Annotated in this window: 20 protein-coding genes and 1 other RNA gene; 10 read left to right on the forward strand and 11 right to left on the reverse strand. The window is 57.2% G+C overall.

Annotated elements, in window-relative coordinates:
* Window positions 1–123 precede the first annotated feature (123 nt).
* The 11 genes from DW349_RS09835 to ffs all read right to left on the reverse strand — a co-directional run bounded on the left by DW349_RS09835 (window position 124) and on the right by ffs (window position 10,844).
* Window positions 124–1,785 (reverse strand): AMP-binding protein, encoded by a 1,662-nt coding sequence (locus DW349_RS09835; RefSeq protein ID WP_108125456.1) that lies wholly within the window; start codon window positions 1,783–1,785, stop codon window positions 124–126.
* 189 nt (window positions 1,786–1,974) lie between these two features.
* A complete protein-coding gene (locus DW349_RS09840) occupies window positions 1,975–4,461 on the reverse strand; it encodes a VWA domain-containing protein (RefSeq protein ID WP_108125457.1) in 2,487 nt (828 codons plus the stop codon).
* Between the two features lie 113 nt (window positions 4,462–4,574).
* On the reverse strand, window positions 4,575–5,240 hold the full coding sequence (locus DW349_RS09845) for a YEATS-associated helix-containing protein (RefSeq protein WP_108125458.1): 666 nt from the start codon (window positions 5,238–5,240) through the stop codon (window positions 4,575–4,577).
* A 103-nt stretch (window positions 5,241–5,343) separates the two neighbouring features.
* A complete protein-coding gene (locus DW349_RS09850) occupies window positions 5,344–5,721 on the reverse strand; it encodes a hypothetical protein (protein ID WP_108125459.1) in 378 nt (125 codons plus the stop codon).
* A 24-nt stretch (window positions 5,722–5,745) separates the two neighbouring features.
* The gene (locus DW349_RS09855; protein ID WP_108125460.1) at window positions 5,746–6,189 is read right to left on the reverse strand and encodes a YcgN family cysteine cluster protein; all 444 of its coding nucleotides are present in this window, start codon (window positions 6,187–6,189) and stop codon (window positions 5,746–5,748) included.
* Window positions 6,189–6,473: a YcgL domain-containing protein gene (locus DW349_RS09860; protein WP_108125461.1), complete on the reverse strand. Its 285-nt coding sequence runs from the start codon at window positions 6,471–6,473 to the stop codon at window positions 6,189–6,191. The genes DW349_RS09855 and DW349_RS09860 overlap by 1 nt, the downstream gene beginning before the upstream one ends.
* Window positions 6,457–7,596: a ribonuclease D gene (gene rnd, locus DW349_RS09865; RefSeq protein ID WP_157954329.1), complete on the reverse strand. Its 1,140-nt coding sequence runs from the start codon at window positions 7,594–7,596 to the stop codon at window positions 6,457–6,459. Before rnd ends, DW349_RS09860 begins: the two co-directional genes overlap by 17 nt.
* On the reverse strand, window positions 7,589–8,200 hold the full coding sequence (recR, locus tag DW349_RS09870) for a recombination mediator RecR (RefSeq protein ID WP_108125463.1): 612 nt from the start codon (window positions 8,198–8,200) through the stop codon (window positions 7,589–7,591). Before recR ends, rnd begins: the two co-directional genes overlap by 8 nt.
* An 11-nt stretch (window positions 8,201–8,211) precedes the next feature.
* Window positions 8,212–8,535, reverse strand: a complete 324-nt coding sequence (locus DW349_RS09875) for a YbaB/EbfC family nucleoid-associated protein (RefSeq protein WP_108125464.1) — start codon at window positions 8,533–8,535, stop codon at window positions 8,212–8,214.
* A 4-nt stretch (window positions 8,536–8,539) separates the two neighbouring features.
* Complete coding sequence (gene dnaX, locus DW349_RS09880; protein WP_108125465.1) at window positions 8,540–10,633, reverse strand: DNA polymerase III subunit gamma/tau; 2,094 nt, start codon at window positions 10,631–10,633, stop codon at window positions 8,540–8,542.
* Between the two features lie 114 nt (window positions 10,634–10,747).
* Window positions 10,748–10,844: signal recognition particle sRNA small type (gene ffs, locus DW349_RS09885), an RNA gene on the reverse strand.
* Between the two features lie 261 nt (window positions 10,845–11,105).
* On the opposite strand from ffs, the gene DW349_RS09890 reads away from it, so the two are divergent.
* The 10 genes from DW349_RS09890 to DW349_RS09935 all read left to right on the forward strand — a co-directional run bounded on the left by DW349_RS09890 (window position 11,106) and on the right by DW349_RS09935 (window position 21,397).
* The gene (locus tag DW349_RS09890) at window positions 11,106–12,056 is read left to right on the forward strand and encodes a YbgA family protein (protein ID WP_198650479.1); all 951 of its coding nucleotides are present in this window, start codon (window positions 11,106–11,108) and stop codon (window positions 12,054–12,056) included.
* 110 nt (window positions 12,057–12,166) lie between these two features.
* Complete coding sequence (locus DW349_RS09895) at window positions 12,167–13,552, forward strand: cryptochrome/photolyase family protein (protein WP_108125467.1); 1,386 nt, start codon at window positions 12,167–12,169, stop codon at window positions 13,550–13,552.
* 66 nt (window positions 13,553–13,618) lie between these two features.
* Window positions 13,619–14,047 carry a nuclear transport factor 2 family protein gene (locus DW349_RS09900; RefSeq protein WP_108125468.1) on the forward strand — a complete coding sequence of 143 codons (429 nt, stop codon included), beginning with the start codon at window positions 13,619–13,621 and terminating at the stop codon, window positions 14,045–14,047.
* A 14-nt stretch (window positions 14,048–14,061) separates the two neighbouring features.
* Window positions 14,062–15,327 (forward strand): NAD(P)/FAD-dependent oxidoreductase, encoded by a 1,266-nt coding sequence (locus DW349_RS09905; RefSeq protein WP_108125469.1) that lies wholly within the window; start codon window positions 14,062–14,064, stop codon window positions 15,325–15,327.
* Entirely contained in the window at window positions 15,324–16,118 is a 795-nt protein-coding gene (locus DW349_RS09910; protein ID WP_108125470.1) for a DUF1365 domain-containing protein, read from the forward strand. Before DW349_RS09905 ends, DW349_RS09910 begins: the two co-directional genes overlap by 4 nt.
* Window positions 16,115–17,356 (forward strand): SAM-dependent methyltransferase, encoded by a 1,242-nt coding sequence (locus tag DW349_RS09915; RefSeq protein ID WP_108125471.1) that lies wholly within the window; start codon window positions 16,115–16,117, stop codon window positions 17,354–17,356. The genes DW349_RS09910 and DW349_RS09915 overlap by 4 nt, the downstream gene beginning before the upstream one ends.
* Complete coding sequence (locus DW349_RS09920; RefSeq protein WP_157954330.1) at window positions 17,341–17,865, forward strand: DUF2878 domain-containing protein; 525 nt, start codon at window positions 17,341–17,343, stop codon at window positions 17,863–17,865. The genes DW349_RS09915 and DW349_RS09920 overlap by 16 nt, the downstream gene beginning before the upstream one ends.
* Window positions 17,862–18,539: a hypothetical protein gene (locus tag DW349_RS09925; RefSeq protein ID WP_108125473.1), complete on the forward strand. Its 678-nt coding sequence runs from the start codon at window positions 17,862–17,864 to the stop codon at window positions 18,537–18,539. Before DW349_RS09920 ends, DW349_RS09925 begins: the two co-directional genes overlap by 4 nt.
* The gene (locus DW349_RS09930; RefSeq protein WP_108125474.1) at window positions 18,536–18,874 is read left to right on the forward strand and encodes a hypothetical protein; all 339 of its coding nucleotides are present in this window, start codon (window positions 18,536–18,538) and stop codon (window positions 18,872–18,874) included. The genes DW349_RS09925 and DW349_RS09930 overlap by 4 nt, the downstream gene beginning before the upstream one ends.
* A 54-nt stretch (window positions 18,875–18,928) precedes the next feature.
* Window positions 18,929–21,397 carry a putative bifunctional diguanylate cyclase/phosphodiesterase gene (locus DW349_RS09935; protein WP_108125475.1) on the forward strand — a complete coding sequence of 823 codons (2,469 nt, stop codon included), beginning with the start codon at window positions 18,929–18,931 and terminating at the stop codon, window positions 21,395–21,397.
* The last annotated feature ends 4 nt before the right edge of the window (window positions 21,398–21,401 follow it).

The following is a 21,401-nucleotide window of genomic DNA, read 5'->3' on the forward strand; positions in this document are numbered from 1 at the left end:
TGACGTCAGGATTCAGATGTCAAAGGCGGGCATTATAGGGGCGCCCCCGGCGGATCAAAACCCGGCAGACCAAAACAAAAATCCCGGCACGAAGCCGGGATTGTCGTTTGACCGTCGAATGAATCAGTCGGTATCGCGCAACTCGCGGCGCAATACCTTGCCAACGTTGGTCTTGGGCAGTTCGTCACGGAATTCAAACAGACGCGGCACTTTGTAGCCAGTCAGGCTTTGACGGCAGAAATCGATCAATTCCTGCTCCGTCACCGGCTCGCGCACTACCAGATACACCTTGACCGCCTCGCCGCTTTTCTCGCTCGGCACACCCACGGCCGCACACTCAACCACTTTCGGGTGAGCCGACAGCACGTCTTCAACTTCGTTCGGGTAAACGTTGAAACCGGAGACGACGATCATGTCTTTCTTGCGGTCGACGATTTTCAGATAGCCGTCTTCCTGCAGTACCGCGATGTCGCCAGTCTTCAACCAGCCGTCGGCATCGATGGTTTTCGCAGTATCGTCCGGACGGTTCCAGTAGCCTTTCATCACCTGTGGGCCACGAACCTGCAATTCACCGGGTTCGTTAAAGCCCAGCAGCTTGCCGTCGTCATCGCAGATGCGCACTTCGGTACTCGGCGTGGGAATGCCGATGGTGCCCAGTTGCACATGGCCGGACGGATTGAACGACAAAACGGGGGACGATTCGGTCATGCCGTAGCCTTCGGCAATGGCGCAGCCGGTCAGCGATTCCCAACGTTCAGCCGTCGAACGGTTCAGTGCCATACCGCCGGACACACACAACTGCAGGCTGCTCCAGTCAACGTCGGTGAAACCTTCGTTATTCATCAAGGCGACAAACAAGGTATTCAAACCCACAAAGGCGCTGAAGCGATGCTGTTTCAGTTCGCCAATAAAGCTTTTGATGTCACGCGGATTGGGAATCAGGACGTTGTGGTTACCGGTCAGCATGATGGTCATGCAATGCACGGTAAAAGCGTAAATGTGGTACAGCGGCAGCGGTGCGACGATGGTTTCCTGGCCGTTTTTCAGCGCCAGTTTGAAGAACTGATTGCACTGCAGCGAGTTGGCGATCAGGTTGCGGTTGGTCAGCATGGCGCCTTTGGCTACGCCAGTGGTACCGCCGGTGTATTGCAGGATGATGGTCTCATCGTGACCGGCAGCTATGCGGGTAAAGGATTGTCCCGCCCCCAGTTGCAGCGCCTTACGGAACGAGAACACCCGGCTGCTGTCATACGACGGCACCATTTTCTTAACGCGCTTGACCACGGTGTTGATCAGCACCCGTTTTAAACCAGGATGCAGATCGGCAAGTTCCGTCACCACAATGTGCTGCACCGGCGTCTTGGGCTGCACCTTGATCGCCTGTGCCGCCATACCGGCGTACACCACCAGCGCTTTGGCGCCGGAGTCGTTCATCTGGTGCTCCAACTCGCGTTCGGTGTACAGCGGGTTGGTGTTGACCACCGTCAGGCCCACGCGCAGCGCACCGAAAACAGCAATCGGATATTGCAGGATATTGGGCAGTTGCACCGCGATGCGGTCGCCCGGTTGCAGATCGGTTTCGTTCTGCAGATAGGCTGCGAAGGCGGCGGAATAGCGATCCAGCTCGCCGTAGGTCAGCGTTCGACCCATACAGGTGTAGGCGGGTTTGTCTGCGTACTCTTGGGTTTTTTGCTCGAACAGATCCAAAACGCTGTCGTATTGTTCCGGATCGATGCTTGCCTGCATGCCAGCCGGATAGGCGTTGTGGGTATAGGGTTCAGTCATGCGTACTCCTGAGACTGATTATTGTATTTACGCCGTCTGGATGGGCGCTGATGTCTCATTCAAACGTTCGTTTAAACTGTGATGGCGGGCGATTGTCCCCTGATTGGCAAGGCAAATTCAACTCTTTCGTGCCAAAAGCGCACAGTTGAAGCAAGACGCCGGCCCGAGCGGGCCGACGGAGAAAAGACGTTACCGCGAGGCCTGGGCGTCGTCTTCGTTGCTGTCTTCAGCGAACGGATCGTCGTCATCCAGTGACAAACCTTCCAGTTCCGACATGTCTTCTTCCATGTTGCTGATGTCGAACAGATCGTCTTCATCATCGCCACCGCTGTTGGTGGGCATAACGCCATCTTCGGCGCGGCCTTCATCGAGCTCGCCGAGGTATTCCTGTTTCGGCTCCGGTGCGGCTTCCTCGGGCTCTTCAAAATCTTCCAGTTCGCTCAGGTCGAACTCGTCAGTTTCCAGTTCCAATTCCGGATCGACCTGATCGCTGACCAGTGGCGCTTCGCCATCCCAGTCGGCCAGTTCCGGTACGTCGTCTGCGCCAAAGCCTGCACCTAAGTCCAGTTCATCCACGTCGGTGTTGCGGATGTCCGGTGCCGGGTCTTCTTTCAATTCTTTGTCGTTGCCACGCAACTTGCCGCGATATTCCAGGCGACGGAAGAAAGCGAAGAAGGCAACCAGCACCAGCAATCCAGGCGCGGCATACAACATGAAACGCAACCAGGGAATGTCTCGTCCGGGGCCGGAAGCCGAGGACGATTCCCCTTCGCCTTCTTCCATGGTTTGATCGAGACTGATGGCGTCGTCCGATTGAGCCGGGCTCGCATTCGGTTGCATCATCGGTTGCTGGCTAGCCGGAACCGACATCTCTTCGGTGAGTTCGGCAAAGCGCGGCATCGGCTCTTTCACATACGGCAGTTTGGGTTCCGGATCGGCCATATCGGCGGCCATCTCGTCGTCCGAAGCCATATCTTCCGATGCCACCTCGTCCATGTCGTCGGTCATGGTCTCGGCCATGTCATCAGCCATGGACTCGTCGGACATGGCGTCGTCTGCGGCCGTACCGTGCTCGCCGTCCTGCATCATCGCCTGTTGCGCCGCTTCGGCTTCTGCCCTCGCACGGGCTGCGGCCGCTTCCGCTTGCGGATCCCAGATGCGTGGTTGCGTCGCTGCTATCGGCAAACTCAGGGTGACCGGATCAATGCCGAGGTCGTGCACTTCACGGCCATCGAAACGCAGATCACCGCGCACGCTCAGCTGATATTCGCCCGGTTCCTGATCGCCATCGAGGACCATGCTGTAGTAGCCGCTGTCGTGTTGCTCAAACACCACATCGCGCTCCCAGCCATCCGGGCTGACGATGTGCGCACGCAAATCTTCACTGCCAGGCACCAGATCGGGATGCGCCGGATACAGCCGCCATTGGTAATCGCCGTCCATCACCAGCACTTCGGACATAAACGGCGGGCGGTTCTGGAAAGTACGCCGCAACAGACGCTGGAAAGTTCCGCCATCAACACGAACCGCAACCGTTAACGGGCCGGCGTCGTAAACGTTTGGCAGGTTGCCGGACAACACACCATCGCGCCAGCGCACACCGCTGCGCACGTCATCGTTCACGGTGACGGTCGGCGTCATTACCTCGGTCAGTTCAACCGGCACCGGCTGGCCGTTTTGATCAATGGCTTCCAGTTCCATCTGAATCGGCTGACCGATCAAGGTGACTGAACCGCCCGGCTGGCGCCAGCGCAGATTCATATCGGACACCACCGAGACGCGCGAGCCTTCGCTGATCTGCCCGCTGATGTGCCAGCGTCCGGTTTGCGGCTGGCGCACTGTCACCAGCGTATACCCCGGACCGACTCGCCATTGCTGACCCAGTTTTGGCGCCAGCGCTGTGCTGGTTTCGCCGCTGGGGCTGACCAGCCCCATCTCGCCGCGATCGTGCAGCACCAAAGCCGTGACTTCGGAAATTTGTGAGTCGACTTCAAAGCCGGCGTTTTCCAGCGGAATTTCATTACCCGCGTCGACAGCTTGAAGTACCTCGAGGATAAAGGCCTGAATGTCGTCAGCCGATGCAACGCGGGCAAACACGCCGCCAGACTGATTGGCCATCTGTTCCAGCAAACCGGCGTCGGCGGCATCGGTCAGCGCCAGACTGTGAATGCGCGCGCCGGCCTGAGCGTAACGCGGCAGAACGGTGTCGAGAATGCGGTCGCGCTCGACCTGATTCACCTGAGCGTTGGGCGCAATGTCCACCCGGCCGTCGGTGATCAGCACCACATCGGTCGGCGCCTGATAATTGGAATAACCAAAATCGTAACTGGCCTGGTCCAGTACCGCGCCCAGGTTTGTGCGTTGCGCAACGGGTTCCAGCGACGCCACCGCCGCCCGCGCCTGGGCACGCCAGGCATCGTTAACGGTGTCGTGTTCAACCAGCAGATTGACGTAACGACCAAAGGTCCAGATGCCCGCTTCACTGCCGTCGGCGAGTGAATCGATCAGCATATTGATGGCAGGCGTGCGTTGGTTTTGTGGGTCGGTTTGCACCATAGACCCGGAAATGTCGATCAGGACGCGGACATCGGTCGGCGCCGGGGCGGTTTCTTCAGCGGCCAGGCTGGCGCAGGCACAAACCAGCAGGGTCGATAGCAGGCGGGAAAGCAGTCGCACGGAGGTCGCACACTCAATCGTTTCGAATCGGTTTTCTATAGATCGGCCGAGACGGCGCGGCCTTGAGGCGGAGGGAGGACGTCCTTGTCCTCATCGGTATTCGAACTGGCGGATTAGCCCATCCGAGCCAGCATACGGCGTCCACCGTCGGTCAAATGCCAACGCACACCCTGTTTGCCGGTAATGCGACCGGCCAGGTTGCGCGCCACCATGATCTCCAGAGTCTTGATCATGGTCGGTTCATCAGAGTCGACTTCTTTGCACAAGCCGCCCAACGAACGGAAGATGTAGCGGCCATTGCCCAGCGTTTTCAGGACATTGGCGGTGGTGACGTCGAGTTCTTCTTCCGGCGTCAGTGGATCGGGTTCAACCTTGAGGTCTTCTTCGGTTTCGGTCTCGATCAACGGGCGCAGTTCGCTTTGCACCAGATAGAGTTCATGCAAAACCCGATCGGATTGCTCACGCGCGCGACGCGCTTCCGACAGAATACGATCCGATACGCTGGTCACCAGAAAACGACTGGCGATGGCAGCGATCAAACAAAAACCGGTGAAGATCAGAAAACGAGTGGAATCCTGACTGCTTTCGGTGATCAGGTCGCTGTTGACCAGCGCCAATACCACCGGAACCAAAAAGGATGCGCCGATGCCGACCACCAGGCTGCGCGGCAGACTGGTGGTGTCCGGGTCGTATTGGGACTGCATGTAGTAATTTACCAGTCCGCCAAAAACGCCGGCCATGAGCATAACGGCAACTAGAACGAAAATATGGTTGGCCATGCCTACTCCTTGAGTACCCCCTAAGGGAAAAACGGGCGGTATTCCGCCTCTTTCGTAAAACCGAGCGGCCTAAGGTATAGCAGAATGCGTGCCGGAATAAAATTCAGCCGCCTTCCGCTTCCCGCTTCGCCTCAGCCTCATAGGCTTTCATTGCGCGCATGCGCAAACCGATGCTGATCAACACGATGATCAAGGTGCCGATCAAAATGGCTTGAATCATTGGCATCAACACGCGCAGCGCGCCGCCGACACCAACGTCCAGAAAATCAAAAGCACCGACAATAATAGCCGGTGCTATATAAGGTTCGGGCTCGGTCGCCTGCCACGGCGTCAGTACCACGCACAGGTACAGCCAGGTTAACCACCAGCGTACCGGCCGCCACGGCAATAATTTGCCGAAGCGCCACACCACCAGCCAGAAACCGACCACGCCGAGGCCGTATATCACCGCTGCTGTCCAATACAGATCTTCGTAGATCATGAGCTCGCCTTCACCGACTCGCAGTCAGAGGTTGTCAATGATGTAGTCTTCCCAGTCTTCTTCCGGCACGCGGTCATCGGCTATCAGATCCCAATGTTTGATCGATGCCTTAGCCTCGTGAATGCGCTCCGGATCGCCCGCCACCAACGGATGCCAGTCGGGCAGATCCTTGCCTTCGGCGACCAGCCGATAGGCACAGGTGGAAGGCAGCCAGAAAAATTCGTTAACGTCGTCCGGCGTCAGCCAGACGCAATTGGGCACGTATTTTTGCCGCTCGCTGTACACACTGCAACGACAGTCCGGCGTCATATAGTGACAGACCAGACGCGTCGCATAGACCTCGCCGCTGTCATCGTCCTGCAATTTTTGCAGGCAGCATTTACCACAGCCATCGCACAGCGATTCCCATTCGGCGCGGGTCATTTGCGCCAGGGTTTTGGTTTGCCAGAACGGCTGGTGCATGGCCATCAGTTGTCTCGCTGCCAGTCAGCCATCGAAGTTTGCGATGGCGGCATTTGCAAATAGAAGCCCTGTTGCAACACCGCTTCCAACACGCGCGTCACATCGACCCGCGCCAGCGTTCGTTCCGGAGTCAGCAACAAATCCATGACGTGCTCGGGTTCACCGAATTGCGTACGCAAGGCCTCCGGCAGCGTCTCGAATTGCGCCGGGCGCGGCAGATAGAGATACATTTCCGCACGCTTGGGTGAACGGAAAATACTGACCAGCGCGCGTTCAGGAGTCGGTTGCATGACGCTGCTCTTCCAAATAATCCAACAAGGGTTCGGTCACCAAAGTCTGACGCCAACCCAGCATAGACGCCGGTGCCTGATACGGCCCCTGCGGAAAACCGCTGCGAACCAAGGCTTCCAGTTGCTTGCGACGCGCCAGCACTTCAACCGGCACAGCCAGTTGCTCGGCCATACGCGCCAACTGTTCTTTGGCGCCGCGCATCAATTCGGCCTGCGCGACCGGCAACGGCCCAGGCACGCGCGTCGGCCAAAGTTCCCGTGGTGTAGATTGGGCCTGCGCCAGGATGTCCAAAATGGCGTCAGCAAACATTCGTACTTTGCGCGGGTGCAGATTTTTCAGCCGCCCCAGTGCTGCCCTGTCGGTCGGCATGGTATCGGCGATCTCAATGATTTCGGCGTCCGACAGAATGCGCGACCGGTTAACGTTCTGTTGCCGCGCTTCCTGCTCTCGCCACTGCGCCAATTGCTGCAACGCCGACAAGCGACCGCCTTTCAATTTCCAGGCACCACGCAGGCGCAAATAATAGTCGGCTGGCTCGGTGGGCAGGCTATCAGCGGCGGCGCGGTTACTGTCTTCAATCACCCAGTCGAAACGGCCTTGTTCACGTAACGGCGGCGCCAGTTGGTTGAACAGTTTTTCCAACCAATAAACGTCGGCGGCGGCGTAATCGCATTGAATGGCATCCAACGGCCGCTTCAACCAATCGCTGCGCGTGGCTTCTTTGGGCAACTGAACATCGAACACGGCATCGACCAGGCGGGCAAAACCCATTTGCAGATCGTGGTTGGCTAAGGCTGCGGCAATCTGGGTATCGAATACCGGAAACACCCGGGCGCCGGTGCTGTGCAATAACACCTCGGCGTCTTCCGATAAAGAGTGAAATACCTTGATGATGGCCGGGTCTTCGAGCACCGCGACCAACGGTGACCAATCGCTGATGGTCAACGGATCGATCAGGCTGCAACGGCCATCCAACGCCACCTGAATCAATCCCAGCCGCGCGAAATAGGTTTCGGTGCGAACGAATTCGGTATCCAGCGCCAGCACCTTGGCTTGCCGCCAAGGCTCGCAAGCTTGCGCCAAAGCGGCATCGCCGGTGATCCACACCGGCGCGTCAGTCATGCTCGAAGCCAAGCTTCCTCCGGTCGCTGAGCGCATGTGACAAGGTGCTGCTGTCCACTCGACCGAGTTCTCGGCCAGACGGCACGCCTTGCGCCAGGCGGGAAATTTCGACGCCCAACGGACGTAATTGCTCAATCAAATAATGCGCGGTGGCTTCGCCTTCCATGTTGGCGTTGGTCGCCAACACGACTTCGCGCACGCCGCCTTCGCTAACGCGCGCAACCAATAGCGGCACGCCCAATTCATCCGGGCCGATGCCGTCAATCGGCGACAACTGCCCCTGCAAAATAAAATACTGCCCGCTGTAGCTGCCCGATTGCTCAATGGCTTCGCGATCAGCCGGTGTTTCCACCACACACAACAAGGACGCATCGCGATCGGCATCACTGCACAGTTCGCACAACGGCTGTTCGCTCAGTGCCCGGCACCGCTCACAATGTTGCACGCCATCCAGCGCTGCACTCAGCGCCTGCGCCAGACTGGCCGCACCGGCACGATCACGCTCCAACAACTGCAACGCCATGCGTTGCGCCGAGCGAGTGCCCACCCCAGGCAAAACCTGGAGTGCGTCCATCAAGCGTTCAGTGAGCGGGGTGTAACTCATGCGATCCTGGCTTAGAACGGCATCTTGAAGCCGGGCGGAAGTTGCATGCCGGCAGTCAGCGATGACATTTTTTCCTGGCTGTAGGCTTCAACTTTACGCACCGCGTCGTTGACGGCGGCGGCCAGTAAATCTTCCAGCAGTTCTTTGTCTTCTTCGAGCACAGAATCGTCGAGCGTGACTTGCTTGACGTCGTGGCGACCGTTCATCACCACCTTAACCAGACCCGCACCGGATTCGCCCGTCACCTCAGCATTGGCGACTTCATCCTGCATGCGCTTCATGTCTTCCTGCATCTTCTGGGCCTGTTTCATCAGGTTACCCATGCCACCTTTCATCGTTTCAGGCTCCTGTCGGTAATGGATTAAAACGGGGTTGGACGGTATCGGTGCGCAGTTCCGCAGCAAAATCACTGACCAGTGACTGCACAAACCGATCCTCTTGCAGATCGTTCACCGCGCGTTCCCAGGCGGCCCGATTTAACTGATCGAGCCAGGCCTGAGGGGTTTTTTCAGCGGCGCCAAATTCGTAATCGAAACCCTGGAAACCGGGCAGCACCGTCGCCAAGGCTTCACGCAGCCGCTGGCTGTGGGTGTCGTTCATCAACTTGCGATAATTAGTGGCGATCAACAGTTGGGCGCGACCGTCGGCATAGGCCTGCCACTGCGAATGGGCAAAGAGCGTGCGCGTCATGCCACTGAGGCCCAGCTTATAGAGCGTGACCTGCCACCAGCCCTGGGGGTCGGCGTCGAAATCCACTTCCGGCCAGCGCGCCGGATTGATGTCTTCGTCAGTGCCGTTAACAGCGTCGGCTTCTATGCCGGCAACTGAGGCAGAGACGTTGCCAGCTGCTGGTTCTTCTATTAATGCCGGTCCGTCTACTAAAGCTGGCGCGACAGACTCAAAACCGTCCTCTGCCGCCATCGGTGGTGCCAATGCAGCAACATCCGTCAATTCTTCCGCTACAACCGTCGCAGCCACCCAGTGAGCCAGGGCCTGATCAACGGCGGCTTCGGCTTCCAGAACTTCCGCCTCAGCGATGGCATCGTCCTGGGCGGCTTCGTCTTCCCAGGGCGGTATTGAAGCAGCAACAGGTTCAGGCGCCGGGTCGGGTTCCGGCAACGACGCATTCATCGGCTCTTCGTTGACCGGTGGTTCGGCATTGTGCGACTCAAACTCAACCACTTCGGTTTGAGAAGGCGATGGAACCACTTCTGTTGTGGCGGGCTCCGTTTGCTCCACAGCAGCCTGGTGAGGCGCGCTATCAGCCGGTGGTGTCGGTTCCGACGTTGTTGGCAAGGCTGGTGCCGACTGGCTCGCCAGCGGCGGCAAATCAGACACCGAACGCGCCGGGCTGGGACTGAACGCCAGCATACGCAGCAACGCCATTTCAAAACCGGCGCGTTCACTCGGCGCCAACGCCAGGTCTTTCACCGAGGCGGTGCCGAATTGATAGAACAGATGCACGTCTTCCGGCTGCGCCGCTTGTGCCAGCGCCACCAGCACATTGCGGTCGCCTTTGGAATTATCCAGCGCATCGGGGGCGGCCTGGGCGATGGCGACACGGTGCAGCGTCGACAGCAATTCGTTCATCAGGGCGCGAAAGTCGGGCGCGTGCTCGGCAAGTTCCGCCACTTGCGCCATTAAGGCTGAGGCGTCTTTTTCGATCAGACCGCGCACCAGATTCAGCACCCGCTTGAGATCGACCGTACCCAGCATGGCCGCCACTTCGGTTTCACGCAGTTGGCCTTCGCCAAAGGCAATGGCCTGATCGGTCAGGCTGAGTGCATCGCGCATACTGCCAGCGGCGGCTTCGGCCAACAGCCAGAGCGACGGATCGTCGAACGGCACGGTTTCTTCTGCGAGGATGTGCTGCAAGTAACCGACGATGCCTTCGCGGGTCATGCTTTTCAGGTTGAACTGCAAACAGCGCGACAGCACCGTCACCGGCAGTTTCTGCGGGTCGGTGGTGGCGAGCAGGAATTTGACGTGCGGTGGTGGTTCTTCGAGGGTTTTTAACAACGCATTGAAGCTGTGCGTCGACAGCATGTGCACTTCGTCGATCAGATAAATCTTGTAGCGGCCACGCGTCGGCGCGTACTGAACGTTGTCGAGCAACTCGCGGGTGTCTTCCACCCGGGTGCGGGACGCGGCGTCGATTTCCAGCAAATCAACAAACCGGCCTTCGGCAATTTCGCGGCAGGCCGAACAAACACCGCAAGGGCGCGAGCTGACGCCCTGTTCGCAATTGAGGCTCTTGGCGAGCAATCGCGCCAACGTCGTCTTACCCACCCCACGGGTGCCGGTAAACAAATAGGCATGATGCAGACGCTGCTGATCTAAGGCATTGATCAGCGCTTTGAGCACGTGGGACTGACCCACCATGTCGGAAAAGGTGGCCGGTCGCCACTTGCGTGCCAGTACCTGATAGGACATGACGGCTCGGGGTTGAAAATTCGACGGACGCCTATCCTAACCGGGATGGCTGGATGCTGCCAGATGGTTAGGAAAAAACGAGATAAAACAGGAAGTTAGATCGGCGGGTGGCGGCTCCACCAGCCACACCCCGGCACCCGATACAGCCGCTACCGTTGCTCCCTTCCGGGCCTGGCGGGATTCACGACTTCTCGTTGCGGGGGGACCGGCAGAGCCACCCTAACGCAGAGCGCGGCATTATGCCTGCCTGATTAAAAATCTCAAGCGCCGCAAGGCTTCTATACTGCGGCCAGACATGAACACCTGACCGGGCAGGCAGCGGACGATGAATCGCACTAAAGCGACCCTGCGGCTTCGCTGGTTACCGGCCGCCTTAATCAGCGTTCAGACCAACTTGCTGCAAACGACCAAGGAATCCAGACGGCCCCGCTGACCGTACTGAGCAATGGACATTGCGAATGAGACATCACCGATGAACCGACTGACCCTGGCCGTCAGCAGTTGCCTGCTCGGCGACAGCGTACGCTACAACGGCGGCCACAAGCTGCACCGCTGGTTGACCAATACCCTGGGCCAATACGCCGACTTTCGCCCGTTCTGCCCGGAAGTGGGTATTGGTCTGGGCATCCCGCGTGAACCCATTCGCCTGATTCAAACCGATACCGGCACCCGCGCCGTCAACACCACCAACGCCGCTGTTGACCACACCGAAGCGTTGCAACACTACGCGCAATCCATCCTGCCGCAGTTGGACGACATTGACGGCTACGTGGTGATGCAAGGCTCGCCGTCGTGCGGCATGGAACGCGTCAAGTTGTACAACGGACACGCCATTCCGGAAAAAAATGGCGTCGGCATTCACACCCAGACGGTTCTGCAACACCGCCCCGGTTTGCCGGTAGAAGAAAGCGGCCGACTAAGTGACGCCGCTCTGGCCGAAAACTTCGTACAGCGGTTGTACGTTCACAACCAATGGCGCACTCAACAACCCTGGCAATCGGCCAAGGCACTCATCGATTTTCATTCCCGGCAAAAATATTTACTGATGATGCACGACTACAACCGCTACAAATCGCTGGGCCGACTGCTAGCCGATTTAAGCGACCGGGAAAGCCTCGCCGAACTGGGTCAGCGGTATTTTATTGAACTGATGGACGCGCTGAAAAAAATCCCCAAACGCGGCCAACGCGTCAACGTGTTGCAACACTTACTCGGCTATTTCAAACAGCAATTATCCGACAAAGAAAAAGCATCATTGCGACACAGCATTGAGCAATATCAGAACGCCATCGTGCCGTTTATTGTGCCCATCGCGCTGCTAAAGCATTACGTCTTCCTGCACGGCGATGCCTTTCCCTATCTGGTGCAACAAAGCGTCCTCGATCCCTATCCGGAATCTTTGGGGTTGCGCAATCCGATTTAAATTCGAGTGAACCAAAATACTCAGGCAGTGCGTATGTATGAGCGCTGATGTTTAAGCGCCTGTGTTTCCAAGGCAAGGCTCCCAAAACAACCTTCATTTAAGGGTGCGGTGTGACTGCAACACATCTGGTCTGGTTCCGAAACGATCTGCGCACGCACGACAATGCGGCGCTGAGCCACGCTTGTTCACTTGCGCAGAACGGCGATCGGGTATTGGCGGTCTTTTTATGGACACCGGAACAGTGGGATCAACACGACTACGGCACGCCACGCCGCTTCGCCTGGGTCGATGCACTCAAGACGTTGGAGCACCGGCTGGCCGCGCTGGGCATTGAATTTTCACTGCTTGAATCAAGCGACTGGCAGCACGGCGTTGACGACTTGATGGCACTGGCTAAGGCCGTTAACGCGCGCTCACTCAGCCTGCATCGTGAGTTCGGCTGGGACGAAGTTCAACGCGATCAATACGCCCTGGCCTGCGCCCAAAACGCTGGCATCGATCGCCACGTTTTTGAAGACAGAGTGACCTGGGATCCAAGCCAAATCCTGACCGGCCAAGGCGAAATGTATCGGGTGGTCACTCCCTATAAAAAAGCCTGGTTACGGCAATTGGCGGACGTAAGTCTGTCAACTCCATTGCCCGAGCCCAAAGCGATAGGCCCGGCCATTCAAACTCGCGTTCACTACCCGAAAGTGCAATCGCTGGCACAGGTTGAACTGCCCTTGAATGAGACGGCAGCCCTGATTCAGTTGGATCGATTCATTGATCTAACAGTGACGGACTATCAAACCCAGCGCGATTTTCCGTCCGTAGACGGCACCTCAAAATTATCGGCGGCGTTAGCCAACGGCGCTGTCAGTTTGCGCCAGTGTTTCAGCGCCGTTTTGCAGCATCCGAAACGCGATCATCCGGGATTGCAGACCTGGCTGTCGGAATTAATCTGGCGGGAGTTCTATCATTATTTGCTGTATTGGCGTCCGGAACTCGCCAAGCACCAACCGTTCTATTCACGCTGGGACGCTTTCCCCTGGCGCAACGACAAAGCGCGCCTCGACGCCTGGCAGAACGGCCAGACCGGTGTCCCCATCGTCGATGCAGGCATGCGGCAACTGGCGCACACCGGTTGGATGCACAATCGAGTGCGCATGATCGTCGCCATGTATCTGGTGAAAATTCTGCAAGTCGATTGGCGCCTGGGCGAACGCTGGTTTGCGCGCTCGCTGCTCGACATTGACTTCGCCAGCAACAACGGTGGCTGGCAATGGTGCGCGGCGACAGGCGTCGATGCCGCACCGTATTTTCGCATCTTTAATCCGGTCACTCAGTCACAACGTTTTGACCCCGAAGGCAATTACATCCGCCGTTGGTTACCGGAATTATCAGCGCTCGATAATCGCCAAATTCATTCGCCCGATGCCGTGCCCGGTTATTCAAAACCGTTGATCGATTACCAGCAGGCTCGCGCGGAAACTCTGGCGTTATTTAAGGCGCTTTAAACATTCAAATAACACGGATCGATTCATTCATGCACAGCAAAACTCATTCATACAGAGCACAACACCATGACCCTCATTGAACGCGTTCAAGCGCTTTACAACGATTTGGGACCGAACAACGTCAGCCGCGATCGGCTGAGCGAGCTGTACGACGACGATGTCGTGTTTATCGACCCGATGCATCGCATCGAAGGGCTCGATGCACTGGCGCACTATTTTGCCGGGCTTTACCAAAATCTCACCGATATCGAGTTTCGTTATTTAAGCCATTGGGCAAACGACCACGAAGCCGTGCTGCGCTGGGAGATGACTTATCGCCATCCGAAAATTGCCAAAGGTCGCGCCATTACATTACCGGGCGTGACGTTTTTGCAATTCGATGATCGCATTCGACGCCACCAGGATTATTTCGACAGCAACCAGATGCTGTTTGACCACTTACCGATCATCGGCCCTGTTTTGGGTTGGCTGAAAAGCCGGCTGAATTCCGATTAAGGACAGACTGATTTATGACTCAACGCATCGCCATCATCGGCAGTGGCATCGCCGGTCTGACCACCGCACGATTGCTGCACTCACAGTTCGACATCGAACTGTATGAACAGAGCGAATTACTCGGCGGCCACACCCACACGCAAGACGTCGAGTTGGATGGAAAAATCTATCCGGTCAACACTGGTTTTATCGTTTACAACGATTGGGTGTATCACAACTTCAACCGACTGATGGCGCCACTCGATGTCGCCCGCGAAGCCACGGAAATGAGCTTCAGTGTGCGCGACGACAAAGCCGGCCTGGAATACAACGGCCACAACCTGGACACCTTATTTGCCCAACGCCGTAACCTTTTTCGGCCAGCGTTTCTCGGTATGTTGCGTGACATTATCCGGTTCAATAAACGCAGTCTGGCCGACCTGGATTCGGGTCGCTTAAAACCGGAATTAACGCTGGGCGAATACTTTCGCCAAGGTGGTTACGGCAAGGCTTTTATTCGCCACTACATTGTGCCAATGGGCGCGGCAATCTGGTCGTCCGGTGAAGCGGATATGGAACAATTCCCGGCGCTGTTTTTTGTGCGATTTTTTAAAAATCATGGCTTGTTGTCGATCAGGCATCGGCCACAGTGGTATGTCATCCAGGGCGGTTCGCGCGCCTACATCGATCCGTTAATTGCACCGTTCAAAGATCGCGTGCATACCGGGCATGGCGTGACCCGAGTCGAGCGTGACGACCAGGGCGTCAGTCTGCACTTTTTCAACGGCCATCAGGAACGTTTTGATCAGGTGGTGTTTGCCTGTCATTCTGACCAGGCGCTGGCGTTGCTGGCGAATCCGACGGACAACGAGCGAAGAATTCTCGGCGCCCTGCCATACCGTTCGAACGAGGTTGTGTTGCACACCGACACCCGTTTGTTGCCGCGTAATAGAAAAGCCTGGGCGGCCTGGAATTACCATTTACCGGCGTCGCCGGACGAAGCCGTCGGCCTCACCTACAACATGAATATTCTGCAGAATTTCCGCGACGCGCCGGAAACCTTTTGCGTCACGCTGAACCGTACTGATCGCATTGCACCGGAAAAAATCATTAACCAATTTAACTATGCCCATCCGGTGTTTACCCAAGCCGGCATCGAAGCGCAACAGCAATACCACCGCATTGGCAACCGCCATCGCAGCCATTTCTGCGGGGCTTATTGGTTCAACGGTTTTCACGAAGACGGCGTCAACAGCGCCTTGCGGGTAGCGAGCGATTTGGGCGTGGAGCCATGGCAATGAACAGTCGGTTGTACGAGGGCTGGGTACGGCATCGGCGCTACGCGCCCAAAGCGCATCGGCTGAACTATCCGCTGTTTATGCTTTATCTCGATCTGGATGAAATCGACGCTGTGTTTGCGCAATCGCGTTTTTGGTCGCGTGAAACCTTCAACTGGGCCAGCTTTCGCCGCGCCGATTATTTCGCGCCGGAAAGAGGAGATTTAAAAGCGGCCGTCATTGATCGCATTTGCGAACTCAGCCATTTAAAACCGCAGCATATTCACTCCGTTCGCATGCTGACGCATCTGCGTTATCTCGGCATTGCCTTCAATCCGGTGACCTTTTATTACGCTTTCGATGAACACAATACCCTGCTCGCCATCATGCCCGAAGTGACCAACACGCCCTGGGGTGAACGCCATCAATACGTGCTGACAGCGCAAGCCGGCGCTGGCGCCCACGAACCGCAGCGGCAACATCGCCATTACCGCGAATACCATCTGGACAAGGCGTTTCATGTGTCGCCGTTTTTACCGATGGAAATGAAATATCGCTGGGTGTTCGGCACGCCGGAACAGACGCTGCGCGTGCACCTGGAAAATTACCGTCAGGGCGAACGACAGTTCGACGCCACCCTGGTGTTAGAGGCAAAAGACATCAGCAGCGCTCATTTGAACCGGGCGCTCATCCGTTTCCCCTGGATGACCGTAAAAGTCGTGACCGGCATTTACTGGCACGCCTTACGACTCTGGTTAAAAGGCATTCGCTTCTACCCGCATCCGCGCAAGGACAAGAAGGAAACATCGGCATGACCATCGCTTCCACGCATTCGACGACGCGCTCCAACACCCTCAGCCGACGTTTGTTGTTCAATGCCCTGCGACAATTCACTCGGGGTTCGTTGACGCTGGACGACGCCGACGGTCAAACCGTTTTCGGCCGCCTGGACAGCGCCGGCCCGCACGCCAGCGTGCGCGTGCACAACCCTCGGGTGTATCGCGAAATGCTCACCGGTGGCGATTTGGCGGCGGCCGAATGTTACGTCGCAGGCTTTTGGGACAGCCCGGATTTAACCGCTGTGGTGCGCGTTTTTGCCGCCAATCTGGATACTACTTCGGGGCTGAATCGCGTTATCGGTCAATTCACCAAACCACTGCTGCGCCTGGCGCACTGGCTCAATCGCAACGACCGCGCCGGCTCGCGTCGCAATATCCGCGCGCACTACGATTTGGGCAACGATTTGTTCGAGACATTTCTCGATCCGTCGATGATGTATTCGAGCGCCTTTTACCCAACCGTCGATACCAGTCTGGAAGACGCCCAGCGGTTTCGGCTCGATCGCATTTGCCAGAAACTGGCGTTGACGCCCGACGATCATTTGCTGGAAATCGGCACCGGCTGGGGCAGTATGGCGCTGCACGCTGCCCAACATTACGGCTGTAAAGTCACCACCACGACCATTTCTGACGAGCAATACAACTACACCGCCGAGCGCATTAAGGCGGCCGGCCTGAGCGACCGCATAACCTTATTGAAACAAGACTATCGCGACCTTAAAGGCACCTATTCCAAGCTGGTGTCGATTGAAATGATTGAAGCTGTCGGCCACGATTTTCTGCCCAGTTATTTCCGCACCCTGACGCAACGACTGGACGACCAGGGCGTGGCGCTGTTGCAATGCATTACCCTGCCCGACCAGCGTTACGACCGCTATCGCAGCAGCGTCGACTTTATCCGCAAATACATTTTCCCCGGCGGCCATTTGCCATCGCTGTCGGTGTTGCAGGACAACCTGAAACGCCACACCGATTTGCAAACACTGCACGTCGAAGACATGACCGAACACTACGCCCTGACATTGAAGGAATGGCAGCGGCGTTTTGTTCAAGCCAGCGCGCAATTAACAGCGCTCGGCTACGACGATGCCTTTCAGCGGCTGTGGCGTTATTACTTCGCGTATTGCGAAGGCGGCTTTGCCGAGCGCGCCATCAATACGCATCAGATCATGTTCGCCAAAGCCGGGCATCGCCGCTTATGGGTAACGCCCTGAACCGTACTGTCGCCTGGCGATTGTTCAATTACGCTGGCTTTCAGGCGGGCTGGTTAATATTGGTGCTGACGCGTTCACCCTGGTCGTTGCTGTGGGCGTTGGTGTTTGTCGCGTGTCACTGGCGCTGGCTGGCGAGCGCTGCCGAATGGCGCCGCGTCATTCCCATCATGGTGTTTGGCGGCGCGATAGACGCCTTATGGCAAGCGTCACCCTGGGTCGAATTTTACGGTGCTGGCTGGCCGTTGCCGCTTTGGCTGATCGGGTTATGGCTGATGTTCCCACTGACGCTGAACCATTCGCTGGCCTGGCTGGCTGACCGACCAATATTGCAAATATTCGGTGGCATCGTTGGCGCTGGCGGCAGTTATTTGGGCGGTGCGACACTGGGTGCTGCACAGTTGTCGGGGCCAGCCTGGTATTTATTGCCGCTCAGTTGGGGGCTTTGGCTGCCTCTGTTTTATCGTTGGATGTCGGTGACGACATCAAATTCGCGAGGCAATCGTTTATGAAGCGACTGCTGATTCTGGTGCTGTTATCAGTCGGGATGGCCAACGCCCAGACAGTTGAATTCATCGGCCAGGCTTACGATCTCGACAGCGGCCGTTTGCTGTATCGGGAAATACATCAGCTGACGCTCACCGATGGGCAGCCGACGCGGGAAACCATTCAATTTCTGGACCCGGACGACCAGCCGCTGGCGCACAAAATCATCACCTACATCGAACCCGCCCGCCCGGCTTTTGAAATGTATATTCCGGCAGAACAGCGTCAGGATTCGGTGTTACCGATGGCCGATGGCGTACACGTGAGCGGTCGCGAAAACGGCGTGGTGGCGTGGCCGAAACAGGCGGCCATCATCGACGCTGGCTTTCATTATTTCGTGTTGCAACATTTCGATGAACTTAAAGCCGGCCATCGTCTGGACGTGGAATTTCTCATCGCCAGTCGGCTGCGCTGGGTTGCTCTGACGCTGGAGCCCACCTCGATTGACGAGCAACAGATGGTCGTGCAATTGACCGTTCAGAATGCCGTTTTGCGTTGGTTGATCGACCCGATCGAACTGACCTACGACATGCCTCGTCGTCGCTTGCTGGAATACCGCGGATTGATCCGCGTACCGGGCGAAGACGGCGGTAATTACCAGGCCCGAATCCGTTACCAGTATGAGGCGATCCCATCGTGATTCAATCGTCTTGGCCGGCTCGATTGGCTTTGGCTGCGGGCTTGCTGTTATCCGCCTTGCTGATTGTCTGGATGCTGCTGTCAGCGCCGTGGTCCCGCTTTTACAGCGAGGGCCAATGGCTGCTCAGTCACAGTTGGGGCCAGATCGCGCTGCTGGATTTATACAGCGGATTTTTTCTGGCAATGGCGGTGGTCTGGCGCTTGGAAAATCGCCTCTGGATTCGCCTGAGCGTCAGTCTGGCGCTGCCGGCGCTGGGCAATCCGGTGTTGGCACTGTGGCTGATTTGGCGCTGGCGTCGCTTGCTGACAATGGCGTCGGTTAGGGATTTTGGCTAAGCTGTCACTGTTTAGTAAAGATCTTGCCCAGACGGGCGCCGGCGGCTGGTCAGCATGTCTTCAGCGGTATTCAAATCGACGCTTTTACAACATCTGTCTTTTCGGCTGGCGCGTATAGGCGTCATCCTGGCGTTGGTGGTCAGCCTGGTCACCTCCGGATTTCAGGTATTTCTCGATTACCGCGACGAACAAAGTTCACTGAACAATTCCATTGAACGGGTGATGAACGCCTCCCGTTTTGCCGCCTCGCGCGCGGTGCACACCCTGGATTACAACCTGGCCGCTGAAGTGGTCGACGGCATGTTCGTCTACGACTTCGTGAACGCCGTTGCCATTGTCGACGAGTTGGGCAATCCGCTGGCGCAACGCAGTGCCGACCGGTCTAATCGTCGCTCGCACTGGTACGAACCTTTTATTGGCAATCCGACGCGGCAATTGGAAACCCGACTGGAAACCGATGCCATGGGCAGCGATGTCTACGGCGTACTGCGCATGGATCTCGACATGGTGCTGGCTTACGAAAGTTTCGTAGACCGGGCGCTGTCGACGCTGGTACTGGGCGTTGCCAAAAACTTCGTGCTGATTCTGCTGTTCCTGGTGCTGTTTTATCGTCTGGTGACGCACCCGGTGAATCAACTGTCGACATCGCTCGACGCCATTGATCCGAAAAACCCAGCCGGTCGGCGCTTGCCGGTGCCCAAAGGGCACGAAGACGACGAAATCGGCCATCTGACCACCAACATCAACCTGCATTTAAACAGCGTCGAACAGCTGATTCGCGACAACAGCGTGGCGCGCCACGAAGTCGAAGAATCCTACGACAACATGCGCCGGCTGATCGACAACCTGCCGCACATGATTTACGTGAAAGACGCCAGCGGCCATCTGGTGTTGGTCAACAAAGCCTACGCCCGGGCGTTCCAGCAAAGTGTCGAACAATTAACCGGACAGCATCAGTCGGCGCTGTTGAATTTCTACGAAGACAAATCGCGAGACTTATTGCAGGAAGCCGATGCCAAAGTGCTGACAGAACAGCACAGCCTGTTTATTCCCGAATTCGAATGGGTCGATCCGGCCGGGAATTACACCGCGCTTGAGCTGCGTATTTTGCCGCTCGAATTCCGCGGTGAGCCGGCCATTTTGTCGGTCGGCGTCGACATCACCGAACGCAAGCGCAACCAGGCGCGCATGCAGCACATGGCGTATCACGATCCGCTGACCGACCTGCCCAACCGCCATCTGTTTCTGGACCGACTCGATCAATCGCTGCGCCGAGCCAGCCGCTCCAATCTGTTGGGCGCACTGATTTTTATCGACCTCGATAACTTCAAAGACATCAACGATTCGCTCGGCCACGGTGCCGGTGACAGCGTACTGCGGCAAGCGGCGGTGCGGCTGTCTGAAGTCGTGCGCGAAGAAGACACCGTGGCCCGTTTGGGCGGCGACGAATTTGTCGTCTGTCTGGCCGATCTGGGCACTCAGACCGAGGAAGTCAGTTTATTGGCCGGCCATCGCGCCGAAGCGTTACGGTCGGTTCTGGCGACGCCGTTTTTGGTCAACGGCAATCGATTAACGGTGACGGCGAGTCTTGGCATCGCGCTCTTCCCCGATGGCGAGATCAGCGCTTCCGATCTGTTACGCAACGCTGACACCGCCATGTATCAGGCCAAGTCGCGCGGCAAAGACACCGCCATCTTGTTCGAACAGGCCATGGCCGAAGCCACGGTGTTTCGTCTGACCATGGAGAACGATCTGCGCCGTGCTCTGAACAACGACGAGTTCTTCCTGACCTTCCAGCCGCAAGTCGATTCCAGTAACGACCGCATCATTGGCGCCGAGGTGTTGATGCGTTGGCAGCACCCGGAACGCGGTGTGGTGTCGCCGGTAGAATTCATCCCGGTGCTGGAAAGCATGGGCTTGATTGTTCGGGTCGGTGAGTGGGCACTGCGCACCGCCTGCGCCATTTTGCGCGACTGGATGGACCGTGGTTTGTGGACGCGCGATCAGGTGATGGGCATCAACATCAGCCCGCAACAATTCAGTCAGCCGGAATTTTTTGATCAGGTGCGCGACGCCATCGACGCCAGTGGCATTCCACCGCAATGCATCGATCTGGAAATCACCGAAGGCATGGTGATTCACGAAGTCGAAGAAACCATCGTGCGCATGCACCAGATTCGCGATTACGGCGTCACTTTTTCCATCGACGATTTCGGTACCGGCTATTCCAGCCTGTCGTATCTGAAACGTTTGCCGCTGGATGTGCTGAAAGTCGATCAGTCGTTCGTACGCGACATTAATACCGACACCAACGACGCTGCCATCGTAGAAACCATTCTGGCGATGGCTCGCCACCTGAATCTGCAGACCATTGCCGAAGGCGTCGAAACCAGCGACCAGTTGAATTTTCTCGAATCCAAAGGTTGCTCACGCTATCAAGGCTATCTATTCTCGCCGCCGCTGCGCCAGGATGAGTTCGAGCAACTGCTGCATCGCCAACACAACCTGAGCGAAATTCTGTAATTTT

It is taken from the genome of Saccharospirillum mangrovi, assembly GCF_003367315.1.
In the GTDB taxonomy this organism is placed as follows: domain Bacteria; phylum Pseudomonadota; class Gammaproteobacteria; order Pseudomonadales; family Natronospirillaceae; genus Saccharospirillum; species Saccharospirillum mangrovi.